Source organism: Janthinobacterium sp. SUN211, from assembly GCF_030587315.1.
GTDB classification, from domain to species: Bacteria; Pseudomonadota; Gammaproteobacteria; order Burkholderiales; family Burkholderiaceae_D; genus Janthinobacterium; species Janthinobacterium kumbetense.
Window position 1 is genome coordinate 190,579 of sequence record NZ_JAPWIC010000003.1, and the last position, 20,835, is coordinate 211,413.

A 20,835-nucleotide genomic window follows, 5' to 3' on the forward strand; every position below is an offset into this window, starting at 1 on the left:
GCGGAATCGGCCGCGCTGTGGCATAGTATCCCTCGTCGATAATTCAAACCAGACCGGAGATCCATATGCTGCAGTTGAAAGATCCTACCTTGTTGCGTCACCAGGCTTACGTGAATGGAGCCTGGGCGGATGCCGATGGTGGCCAGACGATTAATGTGAGCAATCCCGCCACGGGCGAGCATATCGGCACGGTGCCCCTGATGGGCGCCGCCGAGACGCGCCGCGCCATCGAGGCGGCCAATGCCGCCTGGCCTGCCTGGCGCAAGAAGACGGCCAAGGAGCGCGCGGCCGTGCTGCGCCGCTGGCATGACCTGATCCTGGAAAACGCCGACGACCTGGCGCTGATCATGACCACCGAGCAGGGCAAGCCCCTGCCGGAAGCGAAGGGCGAAGTGCAGTTCGGCGCCTCGTTCATCGAGTGGTTTGCCGAAGAAGGCAAGCGCGTTGCGGGCGATACCCTGCAATCGCCGTGGCCGGACCGTCGCCTGGTCATCACCAAGGAGCCGATCGGCGTGTGCGCCGCCATCACGCCGTGGAACTTCCCCGCCGCCATGATTACCCGCAAAGTCGGCCCGGCCCTGGCCGCCGGCTGCCCGATGGTCCTGAAACCGGCTGAAGCAACGCCGTTTTCCGCGCTGGCGCTGGCCGTGCTGGCTGAGCGCGCGGGCGTGCCTGCGGGCGTGTTCAGCATCGTCACGGGTGCGCCGAAAGACATCGGCGGCGAAATGACGTCGAACCCGATCGTGCGCAAGCTGACGTTTACGGGTTCGACCCAGGTGGGCCGCCTGCTGGCGGAACAGTGCGCGCCAACGATCAAGAAACTGTCGCTGGAACTGGGCGGCAATGCGCCGTTCATCGTCTTCGACGACGCGGACCTGGATGCGGCCGTGGAAGGCGCCATCGCCTCGAAATACCGCAACGCGGGCCAGACCTGCGTGTGCGCCAACCGCCTGTACGTGCAGGACAGCGTGTATGACGCGTTTGCCGACAAGCTGGTGGCGGCCGTGGCCAAGCTGAAGGTGGGCAATGGCATCGAGGCGGGCGTCACGCAAGGCCCGCTGATCGACGCCAAGGCCGTCGCCAAGGTGGAAGAACACGTGGCCGATGCGCTGGGCAAGGGCGGCCGCCTGCTCGCTGGCGGCAAGCGCCATGCGCTGGGCAACGGCTTCTTCGAGCCGACCATCATCGCCGACGTGACGAACGACATGCGCGTGGCCACCGAAGAAACCTTCGGCCCGCTGGCGCCCCTGTTCCGCTTCAAGACGGACGATGAAGTCATCGCCCTGGCGAACAACACGGAATTCGGCCTGGCTGCCTATTTCTATTCGCGCGACATCGGCCGCATCTGGCGTGTGGCCGAAGGCCTGGAAACGGGTATGGTCGGCGTCAACACGGGCTTGATCTCGAACGAGATCGCCCCCTTCGGCGGCGTCAAGCAATCGGGCCTGGGCCGTGAAGGGTCGACCTACGGTATCGAAGACTATCTCGTTATCAAGTACATCTGCATGGGCGGTATCTAGGATGCTTGATTAAATCTACTGCGCGGCGCGCTTTCCGGTCTGCGATGCGCGCTGCCTCGGCGGCCCCGTACTTAGTACAGCTGCGCTTCTTAGCCAGATGGGGGCGCCGAGCCTCGTTGCCGCTCGCTACGATTTTCTCAAGCATCCGTGACGTCCGTTATCGACGGCTGTTACGAACCGATCCTAACCTGTCCAGCATGCCCTTGACCGCTTCCATCTGCGTGCCGCTCTTGCGGTAGAAGTCCGGGTCGATCGGATTGATGCTGGTGTAGCCCCAGAAATCCCAGCAGCCTTTCGGGTTGTACGGGTAGACGGGGCTCGGTTCGGCCTGCGGATACAGCACGATGATCTTGTTGGCGTCCGCCACCTGGTTGTAGCCGGTGCTGGTATAGAAACGGTCGCCGATGGCTTGCGTCGTTTGTAAGCAGCCGTGGAAGACCACGTGCACGCGGCAGCTCTCGCTGTCGCAGGCTTTCGGGATGTAGGCGTAGCCCGTATTGTTCATGCTCGAGTACGCGTTCTGGATGAAGCTGCGCTGGTTGAAGGCAATCAGCTTGCCCGTCAGCGTGGTCGACGCGGGCTGCAGATCCGGGTACAGGTGCTGCAGGATGTCGCGCGCCTGCACGAAGTCGCAGTCATTGATGAAGGGCGACGCCGTTACATCGCAAGCCTTGTCCTGATTGTTGTCCGTGATGATGGCATGGCCTGCGCCGATATTGTCGACGAAGCGGATCTGCTCGGCCGGCGTGCCCGCCAGCGCATAGAATTTCCCCACCTGTTCCACTACCGGCCGCGTCACGGTCTGGTCTTTCGTTCCGCTGAACAGATACACGCGCTGGCGTTTCAGGTTGGCCGTGTCGTCGATCAGGCGGGCGCGCGCGAAGTCGTTCGCCGCGCGCAGCAATTCGCTGGCGACAGGCGGCGCCACCTGCGCGCTGCCCGGATTCATGCAGGTGGTCAGGGCATTCGTCAGGTAGGGGATGTAGGGGAAGCGGCCTGGCTGGCCCGAGCAGAAATACGGGCCGCCCGCGATGATGCCGGCGCCGGCCACCGTGGCCGAGTAGGCGACGGCAAACTGCGCCGCCATGAAGCCGCCCGAGGACAGGCCGGACACGGTGGTCTGGCTCAGGTCCGCCTGGTAGCCGGGCAGGGCGGGGGCGTCCCTGGTCGCGGCGGGTTTGGCCGCTTTGGCGGCCGTGGCGGCGAGCGTGTCGCCTGGCGCCAGGGTGAGCAGGCTGGCGGCCAGCAGGGCGGTGGGTAATGCGGTCAGGTGCGGGAAGGGCATGGCGACTCCACAAGGCAAGAAATGGGATAGGAAGGCCGAGCATAGGTAAAAAAACTGTGCGATGGGCAAGTACTGCACTATCGTTGATGTCGCTCAAGCAATTGCTGTTCTTGTGGCCCTCATGCGCGCGCGCGGCGTTTGACATAGAATGGTTTTTTCCGTTCAACCATGGTGCCCTTCATGTCCAAGACCCTTGCCCAGCTGTTTGCGCTCACCACCCTTGCCGCCGGCGCCAGCCTGGCCATGCCGGCCCATGCCGCCGAAACCGCTACAGCTGCCGTCGCGCCAGCCGCCTGCCCCGCGATTCTCAAGCAGACCTTCAACCGCCTGCAGGATGAAGCGCCGCAAAACCTGTGCCAGTACGCGGGCAAGGTGGTACTGGTGGTCAATACGGCAAGTTATTGTGGTTTTACTAATCAATATGAAGGGCTCGAGGCGCTGTACGCCAAGTACGGCAGCAAGGGCCTGGTGGTGCTGGGCTTCCCGTCGAACGATTTCGGCAAGCAGGAGCCGGGCAACAGCAAGGAAATCGCCGATTTCTGCTACAACACCTATGGCGTGAAGTTTCCCATGTTCGCCAAATCGGTGGTCTCCGGCCCCGCGCCGAATCCGCTGTATGTGGACTTGATCAAGCAGACGGGCAAGACTCCGGCCTGGAACTTTCACAAATACCTGATCGACCGTCACGGTAAAGTGGTGGAAAGCTTCCCCAGCAAGGTGACGCCGGACGACAAGAAACTGGTGGGCGCGGTGGAAAAAGCGCTGGCGCTGTAAGTTGCCGACACGCAAGCAGGCTTGATCGCCTGCTTTTTTTTAATGCCGCGCTTGTCGTCTTGCCATCATTGTCCTAAGCTGGTTGTTCGCGTTTGTCACAACCAAGGAGAACATCATGGCGTATGTCGATGGATTTGTGGTGCCCGTACCGAAAGCCAAGCTCGAAGCCTACCTGGCCATGTCGCGCAGTTGCGGCGCCATCTGGCGCGAGTACGGCGCGCTGGAATTTCGCGAATGCGTGGGCGACGACGTCAAGCCAGGCAAGCTGACGTCGTTCCCGCAAGCGGTGGACTTGCAGGATGGCGAAGTGGTGGTGTTTTCCTGGATCGTGTATGCGTCGCGCGCCAAGCGCGATGAAATCAACGACAAGGTCATGAAAGACCCGCGCCTGGCCGAGATGATGGATCCGGCCAAGCTGCCGTTCGATGGCAAGCGGATGATCTACGGCGGTTATGAAATGCAGGTGGATCTCTAGCGGCTGAAACAGTCCATGGCGGCGTTGCAATGCCTCGTCGTGTAGTTGCACTGCCTTCGGCAATGCGCCTTGCCCTGAACGGTTTCAGGCGCTAGCGATGATATGTGCCGGCAACGCCCCGCGCAACGCATTGCACACGACAATCGCTTCGGCCCGTGCCAGCATGGCCCGCGTGATGATGGTTTCCTGCGCGTCCCAGGCGGGATCGGCCAGCATGGCGGCGCGTTGCACGCCGGGCAGCAGGCCGCAGGACCGGGGCGGCGTATGCCAGCGGCCATCGAGGCGGATGAAGACATTGCTGCGCCCGCCTTCCGTCAGTTCGCCCCGTTCGTTAAAGAACAGCATGTCGAAGCTGCCTCGCGCCTCGGCTGCGCGCCAGGCCGCGTCGTAGCGTGCGCGCACGCTGCTCTTGTGACGCAGGAACAGGTCGTCGGCAGTCGTGGCGTCGGGTGCCAGCAGGATGGTTACCGTGTCCGGCAGGGCAGTGAGCGCACCGCTTTGCGTCGTGAACTGGCCATCCTGGCGCAGCGCCAGGCGCAGGCGGAAGGGCGCGTCGTCGGGACGCGCCGCGCAGGCCGCCTGCAGCGAGGCACGCGCGGCACTGTCACTCCAGGCAAAACCGAAGTAGGCGCAGGAGGCGGCCAGGCGCGCCAGATGGCGCTCCTGCTGGCGGCAGCCGCCGGTGCGGCTGGCGTGCAGGGTCTCGAACAGTTCGAAGTCGTTCGTGAGGCCCGTGAGGAAGCGGGCCTTGAGCTGGCACTCCGCAAATTCCTCGTGCGGGTCGCTGTCGAGCACGATGCCGGCACCCACGCCCATCTCGCCGCGCCGGATGCCGTCAGGGCCAGCCGGCTGCAAGGCCAGGGTGCGGATCGGCACGGACATGCAGAAGTCGCCCACCGCGTGGGTAGCGCCGGCGGCGGGAGGGTCGAACCAGCCGATGGCGCCCGTATAGATGCCGCGCGGCGCCGGCTCCAGCTCGGCGATGATTTCCATGGTGCGGCGTTTCGGCGCGCCCGTGATCGAGCCGCACGGGTACAAGGCCAGGAAGACGTCGGCCAGGCTGGCGTCGTCACGCAGGCGCGCCTGCACGGTGGAGGTCATTTGCAGCACGCTGCTGTAGCGCGTCACCTCGAACAGGGCCGGCACCTTGACGGAGCCGGTGACGGCGATGCGGCCGATGTCGTTGCGCAACAGGTCGACGATCATCAGGTTTTCCGCGCGGTTCTTCGGGTCATTGGCCAGGGCGCTGGCGCGGCGCGCGTTTTCTGCCGTTTGCTCAGGCGGGGCGGCAGGCGCCGTGCCTTTCATGGGGCGCGCCATCAGCTCGCCTTGCGCATGGCGCACGAACAGTTCCGGCGACAGCGATAGCAGGGCGCCGCCATCGGGCAGCATCACCAGCGCGCCGTAGGGCACGGGCTGACGCGCGCGCAGCCGCGCATACAGGGCCAGGGGCGAGCCGAAGGCGTCGAAGCGCAAGCGATACGTGTAGTTGACTTGATAGGTGTCGCCGGCCACGATGTAGTCGTGGATGCGGTCAAGCGCGCGCGTGAATTCGGCTTGATCGACATTCGCGCGGATATCGGCCACGCCCGCCGGCGCGGCGTCGGCGTGGACACGCGCGTCCAGCCACTGCGCCACCTCGTCCTGTGAAAGCTGCGTGCAATGGTCGAAGACGAGCACTTGCGCCAGCGGCGGCGCGTTGATGCCTGCCGCGCGCGGCGGCATGGCCAGCAAATGCGCCCCCAGCTCGTAGCTGCACACGCTGACGGCGTACTGGCCGCGATGTAAGGCGTCTTGCAGGCCTTCCAGCAACTCGGGCCACGCTTGCCCCTCGGTGCACTGCAAGACCGCCGCCAGGCCCGTGTACAGGCGCGAACCGGCGCCCGGGGTACTGGCGTCGTCGAGCAGGGCGAAACAGTCGGTATGCATGGGGACAGCCGCGGCGGTGACTTACCCCAGCAGCATGGCGATTTGCAGCGCCGCTTCCTGGGAGGGATTGATCTTGAAACCGCTCTTGGCGTAGCGGTGCCAGCGTCCGATGACGAAGCCGACGATCAGGGTGGCGCGCGCCGCCACTTCGCTTTCCTTGCCATGGCCTTCGGCGGCAGCCACGCGCAAGGCCTGCTTGAGCGCCAGTTCCACGCGGTCGTAGAACTGGTTCATGCGCACTTGCAGGCGCTCGTCCTCATTGACCAGTGCATCGCCGATCAATACGCGTGTCATGCCCGGATTGCTGATGGCGAAATTGAGCAGCATGCCGACGATGTCGCGCGTTTGCGTCATGCCGTCGCTGTGCTTTTCCGCGATCTGGTTGATCAGGCCGAAGACGCTCGACTCGATGAATTCGATCAGCCCTTCGAACATTTGCGCCTTGCTGGCGAAATGACGGTACAGGGCCGCTTCCGACACGGCCAGTCTGGCCGCCAGTGCGGCAGTGGTGATCTTTTCGCCTTTCGGCTGCTCCAGCATTGCGGCGAGGGCCTGAAGAATTTGTAGCCTGCGTTGGCCCGGCGGTGTGCTTGCCATATTTTCTCTTGTCGTTAAAAAAAATGCTGCCTTGATGGGGAGGTCCGTCACCGCCGCTAGCGGTGCGGCTTCCGGCGTCAACCGGAAGCCCAGGAGTCCCCTTCAACGCAGACGGTGAAGGCGGCGTGCCAAATGCCGGACAGATTTTACTTTGACATCGACGTAAGCGGGGCGATTTAACGCCTTGGGCAACTTCGCCACGCCGATCGGATCCGCCATTTTCAGGTATTGCGTGACCCATGCCGTGCGCAGGCCCAGTTTTTTCGCGCCCTTCAGGTTGGCCAGGGTGTCTTCCACCAGGATGCAGCGGCCAGGGCGGATCTGGTGCTTGCGCATCAGTTTGCGCAGCATCAGGGTCGATGGCTTGGGCCGCAGCTGGCGGTGCACATGCATCGCCTCGATGGCGATATGCTGCGAAAAATGCTGGCGCAAGCCCAGGTGGCGCATCACGTCGCTCGAATAGCGCAGCGGCGCGTTGGTGAGTAAAATTTTACGGCCAGGCAGGCGTTTGAGTAAAGCCCCCAGTCCCCGCTCGGCGCGTATCATGGTGCGCAAATCGTCGAATGCATGCGTCTCGTGCAAAAAATGCGCTGCCTGTACCTGATGGTGCTTGACCATGCCCAGCAAGGTGGCGCCATAGCGGCGCCAGTAGGCCGCGCGCGCCGCATTGACGATGGCGTCGTCGGCCGGCGTCACGCCGTCGCCCAGCACGCGGGCAATATACGTGTTCATATTGGCCGTGATGGTGGGGAAGATGGCGTGCGAGGCATTGTGCAGCGTGTTGTCGAGGTCAAACAGCCAGACCGGCGACGAGCGGTTAAGATGGGACACAGGCACAGGAGTCTTTAGGCAAGATGATAAGCAAGATGAAAAATTCAACAATCAGGAAAACCATGCGACGCCAGATTATAGTGATGTTTTGCGGATTATTCTTGCTGCCGTTGCCGGCGGCCTTTGCCGAAGCGCCACCCGCAGCGCAAAACCGGGGCGCCCTGTTCAAGGTGCAGGACGCCAGCCACACCCTGTATCTGTTCGGCACCATCCACGTCGGCGCGCCCGATTTTTATCCGCTCGAGCCGACCGTGACGCAGGCGCTGCACCAGGCTGGCGCGCTGGCGCTGGAGATCGATCCCGGCGCCGACCCGCGCGCCGCCCTGAGCGCCGTGCTGAAGTACGGCATGGAAGCGCCGGGCAGCCAAGTGCCGCTTGATTGCCGCCAGATCCTGGCCCCGCGCCTGGCCCCGCTGTTGCAAAAATACGGCATTCCAGCCGAGTCGGTGGCGCCGATGAAGCCGTGGATGCTGGCCAGCATGCTGGCCATCGGCGAGTTTTCCACGCTCGGCTACCGCTCCGACCTGGCCGTCGACAATTATCTGTCGCAGCAGGCCAAGGCGCGCAAGATCCCCGTGGTGGAACTTGAGTCGATGGAAGGCCAGATGGCGCTGTTCGGCGCCATGTCGCCGGCCGACCAGTGCCGTTTCCTGGAAGACGGCGTGGCGTCGATCGAGGACCAGGAACAAAGCCAGGAAGCGCGCGAGATCGCCAACGCCTGGCGCACGGCCGACGCGGCGGCCTTCGACAGGTTGGCCGCCAAGGCAGCGACAGACCCGTCGTTCGCCGCCCAGTTCGTGCAAAAGGTGTTGCTGGATGGCCGCAACCCCGCCCTGGCCGACGGCATCGCCAGGTTGCTGGCGCGCGAAAAGTCCAGCCTGGCTGCCATCGGCGTGCTGCATCTGGTGGGCACGAAAAGCGTTCCGGATTTATTGCGTCAGAAGGGCTTGAAGGTCGAGCGGGTGTATTGAACTGGTGGCTTAGCCGCGCAACCAACGGCGGCAGAGCAGATGGAAAAGTGTTCAGGGCAAGGCGCCTAGCCGAAGACAGTACGCATGTACGGCGAGGCGAGGCAACGCAGCCATGGACATTTTTTCAGCTGCGGGGAAAGGATACTGGTGCCCTTGACGTGGATCGAACACGTGGCCTCTCCCTTACCAAGGGAGTGCTCTACCACTGAGCTACAAGGGCAAATTAAAAGCGGCGCCAGGTGATCTGCGCCGCCAAACTACTCGCTGTGATGCATTGCGATTTTTTTAGTGCGAACGGATCATAGTACCAAAAGCTTGCTCGGTCAACACTTCCAGCAATAATGAGTGTTCGATGCGGCCGTCGATGATGTGCACCGTGTTCACGCCGGACTTGGCGGCGTCGAGTGCGGACGAGATCTTCGGCAGCATGCCGCCCGAGATCGTGCCGTCGGCGAACATCTCGTCGATTTCGCGCGCCGACAGGTCGGTCACCAGGTTGCCCTGCTTGTCCTGGACGCCGGCGATGTTGGTCATCATGATCAGCTTTTCCGCTTTCAGGATTTCCGCGATCTTGCCGGCTACCACGTCGGCGTTGATGTTGTAGGCCTGGCCATCCTGGCCGAAACCGATCGGCGAGATGATGGGAATGAAGGCGTCGTCCTGCAGCGCCTTGACGACGGCCGGGTTGATCGCGTCGATCTCGCCGACGAAGCCGATGTCGAGGAATTCGCCCGGATGTTCGCGGTCCGGCATCTGCATCTTGCGCGCGCGGATCAAGCCGCCATCCTTGCCCGTCAGGCCCACGGCCTGGCCGCCGTAATGGTTGATCAGCATGACGATATCCTGCTGCACTTCGCCGCCCAGCACCCACTCCACCACTTCCATGGTTTCTTCATCGGTGATGCGCATGCCTTGCACGAAGGTGCCTTGCTTGCCGATTTTTTTCAGCGCGTTGTCGATCTGCGGTCCGCCGCCGTGCACCACGACCGGGTTCATGCCGACCAGCTTGAGCAGGATGACGTCGCGCGCGAAGCCGTGCTTCAGGCGTTCGTCCGTCATGGCATTGCCACCGTACTTGATGACGATGGTCTTGCCATGGAAATTGCGGATGTAGGGCAGGGCCTCGGCCAGAATCTGCGCCTTGATTTGTGGCGACACCGCCGTCAAGTCGTCATTCATGTCCAGGTTCAAGTTAGCTAGTTGATTCATGGCGAGTCCGGAAAATAGATTTGTGGGATTTTACAGGGAAGAAGAAAATCTTGGAGGCATTATAGGGCGATCTTGTTGTATTTTCCCTGATGATCCTATAGTCTGGCCCGATATGCCCCCCAGCCAGCCCTTTTACTGCCAGTTACATCTGCGTCGCATCCCGGCGCGGCAGGACACACACTTGCCAATTCAAACACAGCCATGAGCGTATGCAGCCTGTGCGGCGCCACCTTCCAATGCGGCCAGCTTGATCCGGACGCCAAGGAACCCTGCTGGTGCGTGGCCCTGCCGCCGGCCGTTCCCGTGCCCGGCAGCACCGCCGTGGGCTGCTGGTGCCCCGCCTGCCTGCAAGAGCGCATCGCCGCCTTGACCCCTCCGGCAGCAACGCCAGCCAGATAAGCGCATCGGCGCGCTTTTTCCTTTGCAAAAGACCTTGCATTTTGTAGGGGAATACGTTCAGACTTCGATTTTTAAGAATTTCTTACAGGAAAGTTATGCGCTTCAGGGATATCCGCATCGGCGTGCGCATCAATGCCGGTTATGCCATTTTGATCGTGCTGATGCTGGTCGTCATCGTCCTGGCGGGGAGCCGCATCTATGCTATCCGCGCCGAGACCGACGATATCCTGCAGCGCGACTGGGTCGCCGCCAAGGCCACCAGCAAGATCCACGGACTGGCGCGCGAGGCGGCCACGCGCATCGGCAACCTGCCGAGCCAGCACGAGCCGGCGCTGCGCCAGGCGAACCAGGCGCGCCTGGAGGTGATCAAGCAGGGCATCGATGAGCAGGTGCGCATCCTCGACGGTCTCGATGCGCGGCCGGAGGAGCGGCGCTTGCTGGAACAGATGCACCTGGCGCGCGCCGACTACTACGTGTCGCTCAAGACGATGTTCGAACTGGTCGAGCGCGGCGAGGATGCCCGCGCCGAGCAGGCCATGCAGACGCAGACCTTGCCGGTGCTGGAAAAAGTGCTGCTGTACGTGAGCCAGCTCGATGACTTGCAGCAGCAACTGATCCGCGACAGCGCGGCCCGGATACGCAACGACATCGATACCTCGCTGCTGCTGATGGGCGGCATCGGCCTGGCAGCCCTGCTGACCGGTCTCGCCTTTGCCTGGTCGGCGCGCTCGATCACGCGTCCGCTGGGCGAGGCGGTGGCGATTGCCACGCGCGTGGCCAATGGCGACCTCAGTTCCGTCATCGAAGTAACGTCGCGCGACGAGACGGGCGAATTGCTGCAGGCGCTCAAGGACATGAGCACCAGCCTGGCCGTCGAGCAGGACCTGCGCCACGCCGTCGAAGTGGCCGAGGATGCGACCAAGATGAAGTCGGACTTCCTGGCGAATATGTCGCACGAGATCCGCACGCCGATGAACGGCATCATCGGCATGACTCACCTGGCGCTGCAGACGGACCTCACGTCGACCCAGCGCAACTATCTGGAGAAGGTGGAATCGGCTTCGAAGAACCTGTTGGCCATCATCGACGACATCCTCGATTTCTCGAAGATCGAGGCGGGCAAGATGGCCTTTGAAAAAGTCGATTTCTTCCTCGAGGACGTGCTGGCGCAGATCGCCGACCTGTCCGTGATGCGCGCCCAGGACAAGGGGCTCGAACTGCTGTTCGACATCGCCCCCGATGTGCCGAACGCCTTGCAGGGCGACCCGCTGCGCCTGGGCCAGGTGCTGATCAACCTGACCAACAACGCGATCAAGTTTACGGACAAGGGCGAGATCGTCGTCAGCATCCGCCTGCAGCAGCTGGAAGAACATGCGGCTGTCTTGCGCGTGGACGTGCGCGACACGGGCATCGGCCTCACGCCGCCCCAGCGCAGCAAATTGTTCCAGGCCTTTACCCAGGCCGACACCTCGACCACGCGCCACCATGGCGGCACGGGCCTGGGGCTGACCATCAGCAAGCGCCTGGTGGAAATGATGGAAGGCGAGATCGACCTGGTCAGCGAAGCGGGCGTGGGTAGCACCTTCTTCTTCACGGCCCGTTTCGGCCTGGCCGCCGTGCCGCGCGACAGCCTGTCGCAACTGCAGCATCAGCAGCAATTCCAGGGCCTGCGCGTGCTGGTGGTCGATGACAACCCCAGCGCGCGTGAAATCTTCGTCAGCATGCTGACGGCGCTGGGCTTCGAGGCGCGTGCCGTGTCTGGCGGCGTGCTGGCCATCGGCGCCGTGGCGCAGGCGCGCGCCGAGGGGCGAGGGTACGGACTGGTGCTGATGGACTGGAAAATGCCGGGCATGAACGGCCTCGATACCCTGGCCGGCATCCGCGCCGATGCCGCCGGCATCGATGCGACGCCGGCCTGCATCATGGTCACGGCCTTCCATCGCGAAGCGCTGCTGGAGGCGGCGCGCCAGCGGGACTTGCCGTTCGACGGCGTATTGAACAAGCCGGTCAGCGCCTCGACCCTGCTCGACCAGATATCGTTCGTGTTTGGCGGCGTGACGGGGCAGAGCCGCAAGACGCAGCGCCAGAGCAGCTACCGCGACGACGAACGTGCCTTGCGCGGCGCGTGGCTGCTGCTGGTGGAGGATAATGAAGTCAACCAGGAAGTGGCGCAGCATATTCTCAACGACGCCGGCATCCGCGTCGACATCGCGGGCAATGGCGCCATCGCGCTGGCGAAGATCGAGGAAAACGCCTATGACGGCGTGCTGATGGATTGCCAGATGCCGGTGATGGATGGTTACCAGGCGACGCGCAAGCTGCGCCAGGATCCCCGTTATTCGAATTTGCCCGTGATCGCCATGACGGCCAATGCCATGGTGGGCGACAAGGAAAAATGCCTGGATGCCGGCATGAACGATTTCATCGCCAAGCCGATCGACGTGGCGCAGTTGTTCGGTACCCTGGCACGCTGGATCGCTCCAGCCACGCCGCAGGCAATGACGGCGGTGGTGGCGCAGCCGGAAGCGGAGTTGCCCGTGATCGCCGGTCTGAAAATGGCGGAAGCCATGCGTCGCGTGGGCGGCAATGCCGTTTTGATGCGAAAATTGCTGGACCGTTTTGTGGAAACCCAGTTCGACGCCATGCAGCGCATCGTTGCCGCCATCGAGAACAACCAGCTCGAGACGGCGATCCGCGAAGCGCATACCCTGAAGGGCCTGGCCGGCAATATCGGCGCCGGCGGCCTGGCCGACAGCGCCGCGCGGGTCGAGCACTTGCTCAGCCTGGGTTCGCACGACGGCTTGCCGCAGGCGCTGGCCGCCTGCACCCTGGCGCTCGACGAGTTGGTGCCGAAGATCGTGCTGGCCATGCAGTCGCGCGGCCATGTGGCCGAGGCGGGCGGCGCGGCGGTGGCGCCAGTGGCGGCGGTGGACCGGGCGCACCTGGAGGCGGGCTTGCGCGAATTGTCGCAGCTGCTGCTGCAGGACGATGCGCAGGCCGTCAAGCACCTGGACGGTATCGGCCCCGTGCTGGTCGCGGCCGGGCAGGCGGAACACGCGCGCCAGTTGAAGCGCATGCTGGGACAATACGATTTCGAAGGTGCGCTGGCGCAGCTGGGCGAGGTGGCCGATGCGCTGGAGCTGACACTGTGACAAGGATAACTATGCAGAGCGAAGGACGGGCATGAGAGCGCCGGCAAGCAAGCCAACCATTCTGGTGGTCGACGACACGCCAGACAATATCGACCTGCTGCGCGCGGTGCTGGAAGACGATTACCGCACCAAGATCGCCGTCAATGGCGAACGCGCCCTGAAGATCGCCGCCGGCAGCGACCAGCCCGACCTGATCCTGCTCGACATCATGATGCCGGGCATGAGCGGCTACGACGTGTGCCGCGCGCTGAAGGCCGATCCCGCCACGGCCGGCATCCCCGTGATTTTTGTCACCGCCATGAGCGAAGTGGCCGACGAGCAGCTGGGTCTGGCGCTGGGCGCCGTCGACTACATCACCAAGCCGATTTCGGCGCCCATCGTGCTGGCGCGCATCAGGACGCAGCTGGCGATGAAGCAGATGCAGGATTTCTTGCGCGACCAGAACCAGTATTTGGAAACGGAGGTGGAGCGCCGCGTGCAGGAAGTGGCGGCGCTGCAGGACGTCACCATCCACGCCATGGCCTCGCTGGCCGAGACGCGCGACAGCGAGACGGGCAACCATATCCGCCGCACCTCGCACTACCTGAAAGCGCTGGCCGAGAAAGTGCGCGGCCTGCCGCGTTTCCGCGATTTTTTGACGGACAAGAATATCGAACTGCTGTTCAAAACGGCGCCGCTGCACGATATCGGCAAGGTGGGCATTCCCGACCATATCCTGCTCAAGCCGGGACGTTTCGAGCCGCACGAAATGGCCATCATGAAGACGCACACCACGCTCGGGCGCGACGCCATCTTGGCGGCCGAGCACGAGCTGGGCATCGAAGTCGATTTCCTCAAGTACGCGAAGGAGATCGCCTACAGCCATCATGAAAAATGGGATGGCAGCGGCTACCCGCAAGGCCTGGCGGGCGAAGCCATCCCGATTTCAGCGCGCCTGATGGCGCTGGCCGACGTATATGACGCCCTGATCAGCCGGCGCATCTACAAGCAGGGCATGGATCATGCGCAGGCCGTGCAGATTATCGTCGAGGGGCGCGGTTCGCATTTCGACGCCGAGATCGTCGACGCCTTCCTGCAGATCCAGGACCAGTTCATCGCCATCTCCAACCGCTATGCCGATGGCGTGTGCGAGATCGCCGACAAGCAGCGGCAGATCGCGCCCTTCGCCGAGAACATCAGCTGACGGTCTTGAAGAAGCGCAGCATCTCGCGGCTAGCGTCCGGCCCTTTGCCGTCCGTATAACTGCCGTTATCGCTGCCGCCGGACCAGGCATGGCCGGCGCCGTGGATGACCCAGTGTTCGCCCAGCGGCGAGCCATCGGCCTGGCTGTGCGTGGTGCGCGTGTAGCGGTGGCCATTCGGCACGCTGCCATCGACGGAAGCGGCTTTGGCCGCCTTGCCGCCCGCCTGGCTGCGCACGCCCTGGGCGATCAGTTCATCGCCATTGCGCGGGTTGACGGTGGTGTCGCGGTCGCCGTGGAAAACGATGATGGGCACGCCGCCCGCCGGCGCCTTGCGCTGGGCATTGGGCATGGCACCGCCCTTCATGGCGGCCAACGCCGACGGCAAGTCCTGCGCCGAAGCGAAGGGCAGACCCGAATGCACGCCGACAGCGGCAAACAGGTCGGGGTACAGGGTGCCGACGATGACGGCCATGGCGCCGCCCGCCGACAGGCCGGCGACAAACACTTCGCGCTCGTTGACCGGGTAGTCGTCGATGACTTGCCGGGCGATGCCGGCGATCAGCGACGGTTCGCCCTGGTCGCGCTGCTGGTCGATGGCGTTGAACCAGTTCCAGCAACGCGAACTGTTGGCGCCCTGCGTCTGCGCCGGGTAGACGACAAAACACTCCTTTTCTTCTGCCAGCGCATTCATTTGCGTGCCGGCGGCAAAATCGTCGGGATTTTGCGTGCAGCCGTGCAGCATCACGATCAGCGGCATGGCCTGGCCATGATAGCTGCTGGGGATATACAGCTTGTACGAACGCGTGCCCGCATGGTTGCGGTACACGCCGTCGATGAATTGCGCGCCGGCGGGTATCTCCGCTGGCGTGGCGGCCGGCGCGTTGAAGCCGGACGGGTGGAAGTTTGGCAGCTCGAAGCTGGGCATGTCGAAGCTGTGCTGGCCCAGGCCTGCCGGCACGCCCAGGCGCGCCATGAAATCCTGCGCGAAGTCCTGCGCCGCCTGCGCTGGTGTGGGGGGCGCGGCGTCAGCTTGCGGTTGCGCTGCCGCAGATGGTGGCGCAGGTGGCTGATTGATATCGCGCATCGGCGGCTGCTGCGTGGACGCCACCTGCGGCGCCAGGCCGGCGGCAGACAGCGCCTGCTGGATCGCTTCGGTGGCGGCGGCGGGACCGCTGCCCAACAGATTACGGGTTGCGGCGCGCATCTGCGCCAACATGTTGAGAGGTAGTTTCATGACCATCCTTAACGGTGCCGCGCATCGGCCGGGTCATCGCCGCGAACCAATACGCTAGTGAATTCGCCCTGCGAGCGCCGCCTTGACGACGGTGCTGGCGTGCAGGGCACCTAATACGAAGATCGACTCGATGGTGGCAAGTGCCAGCTCCACGGAGACGTCGCTGGCGATGCTGGCCAGTCCCAGCACCTGTATCTGCAGGCGCTGGCCGGCTGCCTGGATCGCTTCCAGGTCGGCGCGCGAATAATGCTGCATGCCCAATACCAGGCTTTTACGGGCGACGGTTTGTTTCACCACGTCGGCGTGCGTATTGAGTTGATTGCGTATGGCCGTACGGATCAGATCCGTGCGGTTGGAATAAAATCCCTCCTGGACCAGCAGATCGATCTGCCCCAGGTCGATCAAGCCGAGGTTGATCGTGATTTTCTCGGATTCCCCAATTTTGGGCTTGCTGTCTTGCTTGGCCATATCTCTCCAAAAACTCCACGTGGCATCCAATTGCCATCTGTATGGATGGTAGTATAGTTCTGAAATATCTCAAGTCAAGCAGGATCTGGCCTGATCACGCTGTAGGACGGGCTCCCGCAGAGTGAGACGGGGCATAAAATAAATTTTTAAAAGATATATTTTTGATTATTTTTTCATCGGAAAATATGTTGACAGTGTCATTGCAGGGCGATGCCGCCGACTCGCCGGCGTGGTTTCGCGGCATAATGAAAGCCTTCACGTTTACCGATGCCGCTCCATGATGGTCGATACTCCGCCAGCCGTTCCGCTCCCCTTGCCGTCGCCGGTACCGTCGCCCTGCGTCAGCCTGTGCAAGATGAACCGCGGCAGCGGCTTGTGCGAAGGCTGCCTGCGCACGCTCGACGAGATCATCGCCTGGAGCAAGGCCGACGACGACTTCAAGCGCGCCGTGTTGGCCGAATTGCCTGGACGCGAATCCTTGCTCGACTTCGAGCCCGATTACTGAGGAAGCCCATGCCGCGATCGCCAGCGCTGTTCCCCGATTCCATTCAGGTGTTCGAACGCGGCTGGCTGTCGTCGAATAACATCCTGGTCCAGGGCAGGGACGACACGGCCCTGATCGACAGCGGCTATGTCACGCATGCGCCGCAAACCCTGGCCCTGCTGCGCCACAGCCTGGCAGGCCGGCCGCTGGACCGCTTGTTCAATACGCACCTGCACTCCGACCATTGCGGCGGCAACGCGCTGCTGCAAGCCGAATACGGCTGCCATACGGCCATTCCCGTATCGGAAGCGGACAAGGTGCGCGCCTGGGATGTCGATGCCCTCAGCTTCCAGGCCACGGGCCAGCAGTGCCCGCGCTTCGGCTTTGACGCCACCGTCTCGCCCGGCGACACGTTGACCCTGGCCGACTTGGCCTGGCAGGCGCTGGGCGCACCGGGCCACGACCCGCACTCGCTGATTTTTTACTGCGGCCAGGAGGGCATCTTGATCTCCGCCGACGCGCTGTGGGAAAACGGCTTCGGCGTGATCTTTCCTGAACTCGATGGCGGCTCCGGCTTTCTGGAAGCGCGTGCCACCCTGGACCTGATCGCCAGCCTGGACGTGCGCGTGGTGATCCCCGGCCACGGGCGGCCATTCACGGATGCCGCCGGCGCCCTGCAGCGCGCGTATTCGCGCCTCGATTACCTGGCGTCCGATCCCGTGCGCAATGCGCAGAACGCCGTGAAGGTGCTGCTGAAATTCCTGCTGCTGGAACGCCAGCGCATCGCCCTCGCCGAGATACCGGCCCTGCTGCGCGGCATGCCAATCTTCGAAGAAGCCAACCGGCGCTTTCTGCGCCAGGAGGCGGCCGCGCTGGCCGAATGGGCCGTGTCCCAGCTGGTGAGGGCCGTAGCGGCGCGCGTCGAGGGTGAGTACTTGCTCAACGAGGGTTGAAGCGGCGGTGCGATAAATTCAGCACGATCGTACTTTTTCTGCACTATAATCAACGTTCAGTGCTTTTTACGTCCGATCAACTTTCCAGCGAGTCCGCCATGGCATTGCCTGTTGCGTTGCAAAACCTCTCCTTACCCGTTATCGCCTCGCCGATGTTCATCGCCAGCGGCCCGGCCCTCGTCGCGGCGCAGTGCAAGGCCGGTATCGTCGGTTCCTTCCCGGCCCTGAATGCTCGTCCCGCTGAATTGCTCGACACGTGGCTGACGGACTTGCAGGCCGAGCTGGCCGCTTTCCAGGCCGCCAACCCGGACAAGAAAGTCGGGCCGATCGCTGTCAACCAGATCGTGCACCAGTCGAACGACCGCCTCGCGCACGACGTGGCAGTGTGCGTGAAACACCAGATCCCCATCATTATTTCCTCGTTGCGCGCGCCGCCCAAGGAAATGCTCGACGCTATCCACAGCTATGGCGGCATCGTGCTGCATGACGTGATTTCGATCCGGCACGCGAAAAAGGCGCTGGAAGCGGGTGTCGATGGCTTGATCCTGGTCGCCAGCGGCGCCGGTGGCCACGCGGGCACCCTGTCGCCGTTCGCGCTGGTGGGCGAGGTGCGCAAATTCTTCGACGGCCCGCTGGCGTTGTCCGGTTCCATCGCCACGGGCGACGCCGTGCTGGCCGCGCAAGCGATGGGCGCCGACTTTGCCTACATCGGCTCGCGCTGGCTGGCGACGAAGGAATCGAACGTCAGCGACGGCTACCGCGACGCCATCGTCGATTCCAGCGCGGCGGACATCGTCTACACGAACCTGTTTACGGGCGTGCACGGCAATTACCTGAAAAAATCGATCGAAGCGGCCGGACTCGATCCGGAAGCCTTGCCCGAAGCGGACAAGAGCGCGATGAATTTCGGCTCGGGCAGCGCCAAGGCCTGGCGCGACATCTGGGGCGCGGGGCAGGGCGTGGGCTTGATGGATGACGTGCCGAGCGTGGAAGAGATGGTGGCGCGCCTGAAAGCCGAATACGATGCGGCGCGCGCGCGGTTGAAGCTGTAACTCTGCTGCTGCCGGATGACGCGGCATGCCGCGTCATCCAAGCCATCCTTATTCCTGCTTCAAATCCTCGGGCTTGATGGCCCACAGGCCCGGCAGGTTGCGCCAGTAGCCATAGGCATCCATGCCGAAGCCGACGACGAAGCGGTTCGGGATCACCAGGCCGACGATGTCGGCTTGAACCGGTTTTTTCTTGCCGATGGCCTTGTCGGCAAACACGGCCAGGATCACTTCCGAAGCGCCCATGTCCAGCAGGCGCTGCTTGACGTGTGCCAGGGTTTCGCCTTCGTCGAGAATATCGTCGAGCACGATGACGGTGCGGCCCGCTACATTCGAGCGGGGGATGACTTTCCACACCACTTCGCCACCCTTGTCGTCGTCGCCGTAGCGGCTCACGTGGATGTAGTCGAATTCGAGCGGAAAGCTCAGTTGCGGCAGCAGGTTGCCCGTAAAGACGACGGCGCCGCCCATCACGCCCAGCACCAGCGGGAACTCTTTCGAATCTTCGGCGTTGAAGCGCGTGTTGAGCACATCGGCCATGCGCGTGATCGACGCCTGCACGGCGTCTTGGTCGAACAGCAGTTCCGCGTTCTTGATCAGGTCACGGGCACGGTTGTGATGAAATTCTTGCATGGACTCTTGCATGGCGATGAATGGGGCTGATGGTCAATGCCGGTATTATCCCGCAAATCGGCCTTATTTGTAATCGCGCATGTCGTCGATGATTTTCCCATCCTGCGCCAGGCTGCCCACGGCCACGAGCACCACGTCGCCGCGCAGCTTGGTCAGTTCGCGGATCGAGCCGATGATGGCTTCGGTGCCGCTGGTGTCGAGCGGATCGTCGACTTCGCAATGTAAAGTCATCTCGTCGTTGGCCATGCGTCCAGATACCACCAGCCGTGCTTTTTTGATGTGCGGGTGGCGGCGTGCAATCTCATGCACCTGCGACGGATGCACGAACATGGCGCGCACCTTGGTGGTTTGATCCGCGCGCCCCATCCAGCCCTTGATGCGCGTATTCGTGCGGCCGCACGGCGACTCCGGCGCGTTCGTCAGCACGGCGGACAAGTCTCCCGTGGCGAAGCGGATCAGCGGGTAGTCGGCATTGAAGACGGTGACGACCACTTCGCCTACTTCGCCCGGCGCGACGGGAATGCCGCTGCCCGGATGGACGATTTCCAGCAGCACGTTTTCGTCAACGACCATGCCGGGATTGAGCTTGCCATTGCTGGCCGTTTCATAGGCGATGCTGCCGATGTCGGCCGAGGCATAGGTCTGGAACACGTGCGGCACGCCGTTCTCCGCAAACCAGCTGCGCAGCGATTCGGGCAAGGCTTCCGCACCCATCACGGCCTTGGTGACGCTGCTGATGTCGGCGCCCATTTCGCGGGCCTTCTCGATGATCAGTTTCAGGAATGACGGCGTGCCGATATACGTGTCGGGCTTCAGGTCGACCATCGCCTGCACCTGCATTTCCGTCTGGCCGATACCGGCCGGGATGACGGTGCAGCCGATGCGCGCGGCGCCGCCTTCGACCATGAAGGCGGCCGGCGTGAAGTGGTACGAAAAACAGTTCTGCAGCAGGCCGCCGGCGCGCACGCCGGCCGCATACATGGGGCGCGCGAAGCGCCACCAGTCGGGGCCGCGGCCTTCGGGATCGAAGATGGGGCCGGGCGAGACGAACACGCGCGACAGGGCGTTCTTTGGCGTCGTGTTTAAGCCGCCGAACGGCAGTTGCGTGTGCTGCAATTGCTTGAGGTCGGACTTGCGCGTCACGGGCAGCTGCGCCAGCGCGGCGCGGCTGGTGATGTCGGCTGCATTGACGCCATCGAGGATGCGGGCCCAGCCCGGCGCCTGTTGTGCGCGCGCGATCAGCTGCGGCAGGCCGGCCATCAATTCGCGTTCGCGCGCCTCGGGGGCGCGTGCTTCCAGACTGTCGAGCGTATCGGTCATGTTGCGGATTCTCCAATGTCACGTTGCATTTTTTTCGTCAGCCCCGCAATAATCAGGCTGTATGAGCGCTGCAGCAGGGCGGCCATTTCGTCGTCGTCGAGGGCGTCGGGACTGGCGACCAGCACCCATTTGGCCCGCGCCAGGTAGGGCGCCGGGCGAAAACCGGGGCGGTCCGTCAATTCCAGGAAGCGTTCCGCATCGACCTTGAAGCTCATGCCGCGCGTGCTGTGCGCTTCCGCGCCGCACAGCGCGAACATCCGGCCACCGACGCAAAACGCCAGCACGTTGCTCCATTTGATGTCTTGCGTCGCGCCGGGAAAGCCGCAGCACACTTGCTTCGCCCGTTCCAGGTCCATGACGGCGACTCCC

20 protein-coding genes and 1 tRNA gene are annotated in these 20,835 nt (G+C 63.4%); 10 read left to right on the forward strand and 11 right to left on the reverse strand.

The genetic code is table 11. From position 1 onward, the window contains the following. Positions 1–65 precede the first annotated feature (65 nt). Positions 66–1,520, forward strand: a complete 1,455-nt coding sequence (gene gabD, locus O3301_RS12090) for an NADP-dependent succinate-semialdehyde dehydrogenase (RefSeq protein ID WP_070218955.1) — start codon at positions 66–68, stop codon at positions 1,518–1,520. A gap of 157 nt (positions 1,521–1,677) precedes the next feature. Here the strand turns inward: gabD and O3301_RS12095 are convergent, their stop codons facing one another. Beyond that, positions 1,678–2,805 (reverse strand): poly(3-hydroxybutyrate) depolymerase, encoded by a 1,128-nt coding sequence (locus tag O3301_RS12095; protein ID WP_305056486.1) that lies wholly within the window; start codon positions 2,803–2,805, stop codon positions 1,678–1,680. Positions 2,806–2,985: 180 nt separating this feature from the next. On the opposite strand from O3301_RS12095, the gene O3301_RS12100 reads away from it, so the two are divergent. Continuing rightward, complete coding sequence (locus tag O3301_RS12100; RefSeq protein ID WP_289912542.1) at positions 2,986–3,579, forward strand: glutathione peroxidase; 594 nt, start codon at positions 2,986–2,988, stop codon at positions 3,577–3,579. Between the two features lie 115 nt (positions 3,580–3,694). Next, on the forward strand, positions 3,695–4,054 hold the full coding sequence (locus O3301_RS12105) for a DUF1428 domain-containing protein (RefSeq protein WP_099665920.1): 360 nt from the start codon (positions 3,695–3,697) through the stop codon (positions 4,052–4,054). An 84-nt stretch (positions 4,055–4,138) separates the two neighbouring features. Here the strand turns inward: O3301_RS12105 and pabB are convergent, their stop codons facing one another. The 3 genes from pabB to O3301_RS12120 all read right to left on the reverse strand — a co-directional run bounded on the left by pabB (position 4,139) and on the right by O3301_RS12120 (position 7,417). Then, complete coding sequence (gene pabB, locus O3301_RS12110; protein WP_305056487.1) at positions 4,139–5,983, reverse strand: aminodeoxychorismate synthase component I; 1,845 nt, start codon at positions 5,981–5,983, stop codon at positions 4,139–4,141. Between the two features lie 21 nt (positions 5,984–6,004). Beyond that, entirely contained in the window at positions 6,005–6,580 is a 576-nt protein-coding gene (slmA, locus tag O3301_RS12115) for a nucleoid occlusion factor SlmA (protein WP_099665918.1), read from the reverse strand. A gap of 102 nt (positions 6,581–6,682) precedes the next feature. Beyond that, positions 6,683–7,417, reverse strand: coding sequence for a pyrimidine 5'-nucleotidase (locus O3301_RS12120; protein ID WP_305056488.1), 735 nt, complete (start codon positions 7,415–7,417; stop codon positions 6,683–6,685). A 95-nt stretch (positions 7,418–7,512) separates the two neighbouring features. On the opposite strand from O3301_RS12120, the gene O3301_RS12125 reads away from it, so the two are divergent. Continuing rightward, positions 7,513–8,382 (forward strand): TraB/GumN family protein, encoded by an 870-nt coding sequence (locus tag O3301_RS12125; RefSeq protein WP_305056489.1) that lies wholly within the window; start codon positions 7,513–7,515, stop codon positions 8,380–8,382. A gap of 145 nt (positions 8,383–8,527) precedes the next feature. Here O3301_RS12125 and O3301_RS12130 read toward each other — a convergent pair. Continuing rightward, positions 8,528–8,602, reverse strand: a tRNA-Thr gene (locus O3301_RS12130). Between the two features lie 65 nt (positions 8,603–8,667). Then, a complete protein-coding gene (argB, locus tag O3301_RS12135) occupies positions 8,668–9,561 on the reverse strand; it encodes an acetylglutamate kinase (RefSeq protein ID WP_010393729.1) in 894 nt (297 codons plus the stop codon). A gap of 231 nt (positions 9,562–9,792) precedes the next feature. Between argB and O3301_RS12140 the strand changes: the two genes are divergently transcribed. The 3 genes from O3301_RS12140 to O3301_RS12150 all read left to right on the forward strand — a co-directional run bounded on the left by O3301_RS12140 (position 9,793) and on the right by O3301_RS12150 (position 14,325). Continuing rightward, a complete protein-coding gene (locus tag O3301_RS12140) occupies positions 9,793–9,990 on the forward strand; it encodes a cysteine-rich CWC family protein (RefSeq protein WP_099665916.1) in 198 nt (65 codons plus the stop codon). Positions 9,991–10,085: 95 nt separating this feature from the next. Next, positions 10,086–13,142: a response regulator gene (locus tag O3301_RS12145; protein WP_305056490.1), complete on the forward strand. Its 3,057-nt coding sequence runs from the start codon at positions 10,086–10,088 to the stop codon at positions 13,140–13,142. Positions 13,143–13,173: 31 nt separating this feature from the next. After that, positions 13,174–14,325, forward strand: a complete 1,152-nt coding sequence (locus tag O3301_RS12150; RefSeq protein WP_251349544.1) for a two-component system response regulator — start codon at positions 13,174–13,176, stop codon at positions 14,323–14,325. Here O3301_RS12150 and O3301_RS12155 read toward each other — a convergent pair. Next, positions 14,318–15,559, reverse strand: coding sequence for a PHB depolymerase family esterase (locus O3301_RS12155; RefSeq protein WP_305056491.1), 1,242 nt, complete (start codon positions 15,557–15,559; stop codon positions 14,318–14,320). The two genes, O3301_RS12150 and O3301_RS12155, sit on opposite strands and share 8 nt — an antisense overlap. Before the next feature lie 54 nt (positions 15,560–15,613). Continuing rightward, a complete protein-coding gene (locus tag O3301_RS12160; RefSeq protein ID WP_099665912.1) occupies positions 15,614–16,027 on the reverse strand; it encodes a CopG family transcriptional regulator in 414 nt (137 codons plus the stop codon). A gap of 277 nt (positions 16,028–16,304) precedes the next feature. Between O3301_RS12160 and O3301_RS12165 the strand changes: the two genes are divergently transcribed. From O3301_RS12165 to O3301_RS12175, 3 genes are all read left to right on the forward strand, one after another. Continuing rightward, on the forward strand, positions 16,305–16,532 hold the full coding sequence (locus O3301_RS12165) for a DUF1289 domain-containing protein (protein WP_354670195.1): 228 nt from the start codon (positions 16,305–16,307) through the stop codon (positions 16,530–16,532). A gap of 8 nt (positions 16,533–16,540) precedes the next feature. Beyond that, positions 16,541–17,464: an MBL fold metallo-hydrolase gene (locus tag O3301_RS12170; RefSeq protein WP_289918665.1), complete on the forward strand. Its 924-nt coding sequence runs from the start codon at positions 16,541–16,543 to the stop codon at positions 17,462–17,464. A gap of 98 nt (positions 17,465–17,562) precedes the next feature. Next, positions 17,563–18,516 carry a nitronate monooxygenase family protein gene (locus tag O3301_RS12175; protein ID WP_289912532.1) on the forward strand — a complete coding sequence of 318 codons (954 nt, stop codon included), beginning with the start codon at positions 17,563–17,565 and terminating at the stop codon, positions 18,514–18,516. A 48-nt stretch (positions 18,517–18,564) separates the two neighbouring features. On the opposite strand, the gene O3301_RS12180 is transcribed toward O3301_RS12175, so the two are convergent. From O3301_RS12180 to O3301_RS12190, 3 genes are all read right to left on the reverse strand, one after another. Continuing rightward, a complete protein-coding gene (locus O3301_RS12180) occupies positions 18,565–19,146 on the reverse strand; it encodes a hypoxanthine-guanine phosphoribosyltransferase (RefSeq protein WP_099377742.1) in 582 nt (193 codons plus the stop codon). Between the two features lie 63 nt (positions 19,147–19,209). Beyond that, positions 19,210–20,466 (reverse strand): phenylacetate--CoA ligase family protein, encoded by a 1,257-nt coding sequence (locus tag O3301_RS12185; protein ID WP_289912531.1) that lies wholly within the window; start codon positions 20,464–20,466, stop codon positions 19,210–19,212. Continuing rightward, positions 20,463–20,822: an MmcQ/YjbR family DNA-binding protein gene (locus O3301_RS12190; RefSeq protein WP_305056492.1), complete on the reverse strand. Its 360-nt coding sequence runs from the start codon at positions 20,820–20,822 to the stop codon at positions 20,463–20,465. Before O3301_RS12190 ends, O3301_RS12185 begins: the two co-directional genes overlap by 4 nt. Between the last annotated feature and the right edge of the window lie 13 nt (positions 20,823–20,835).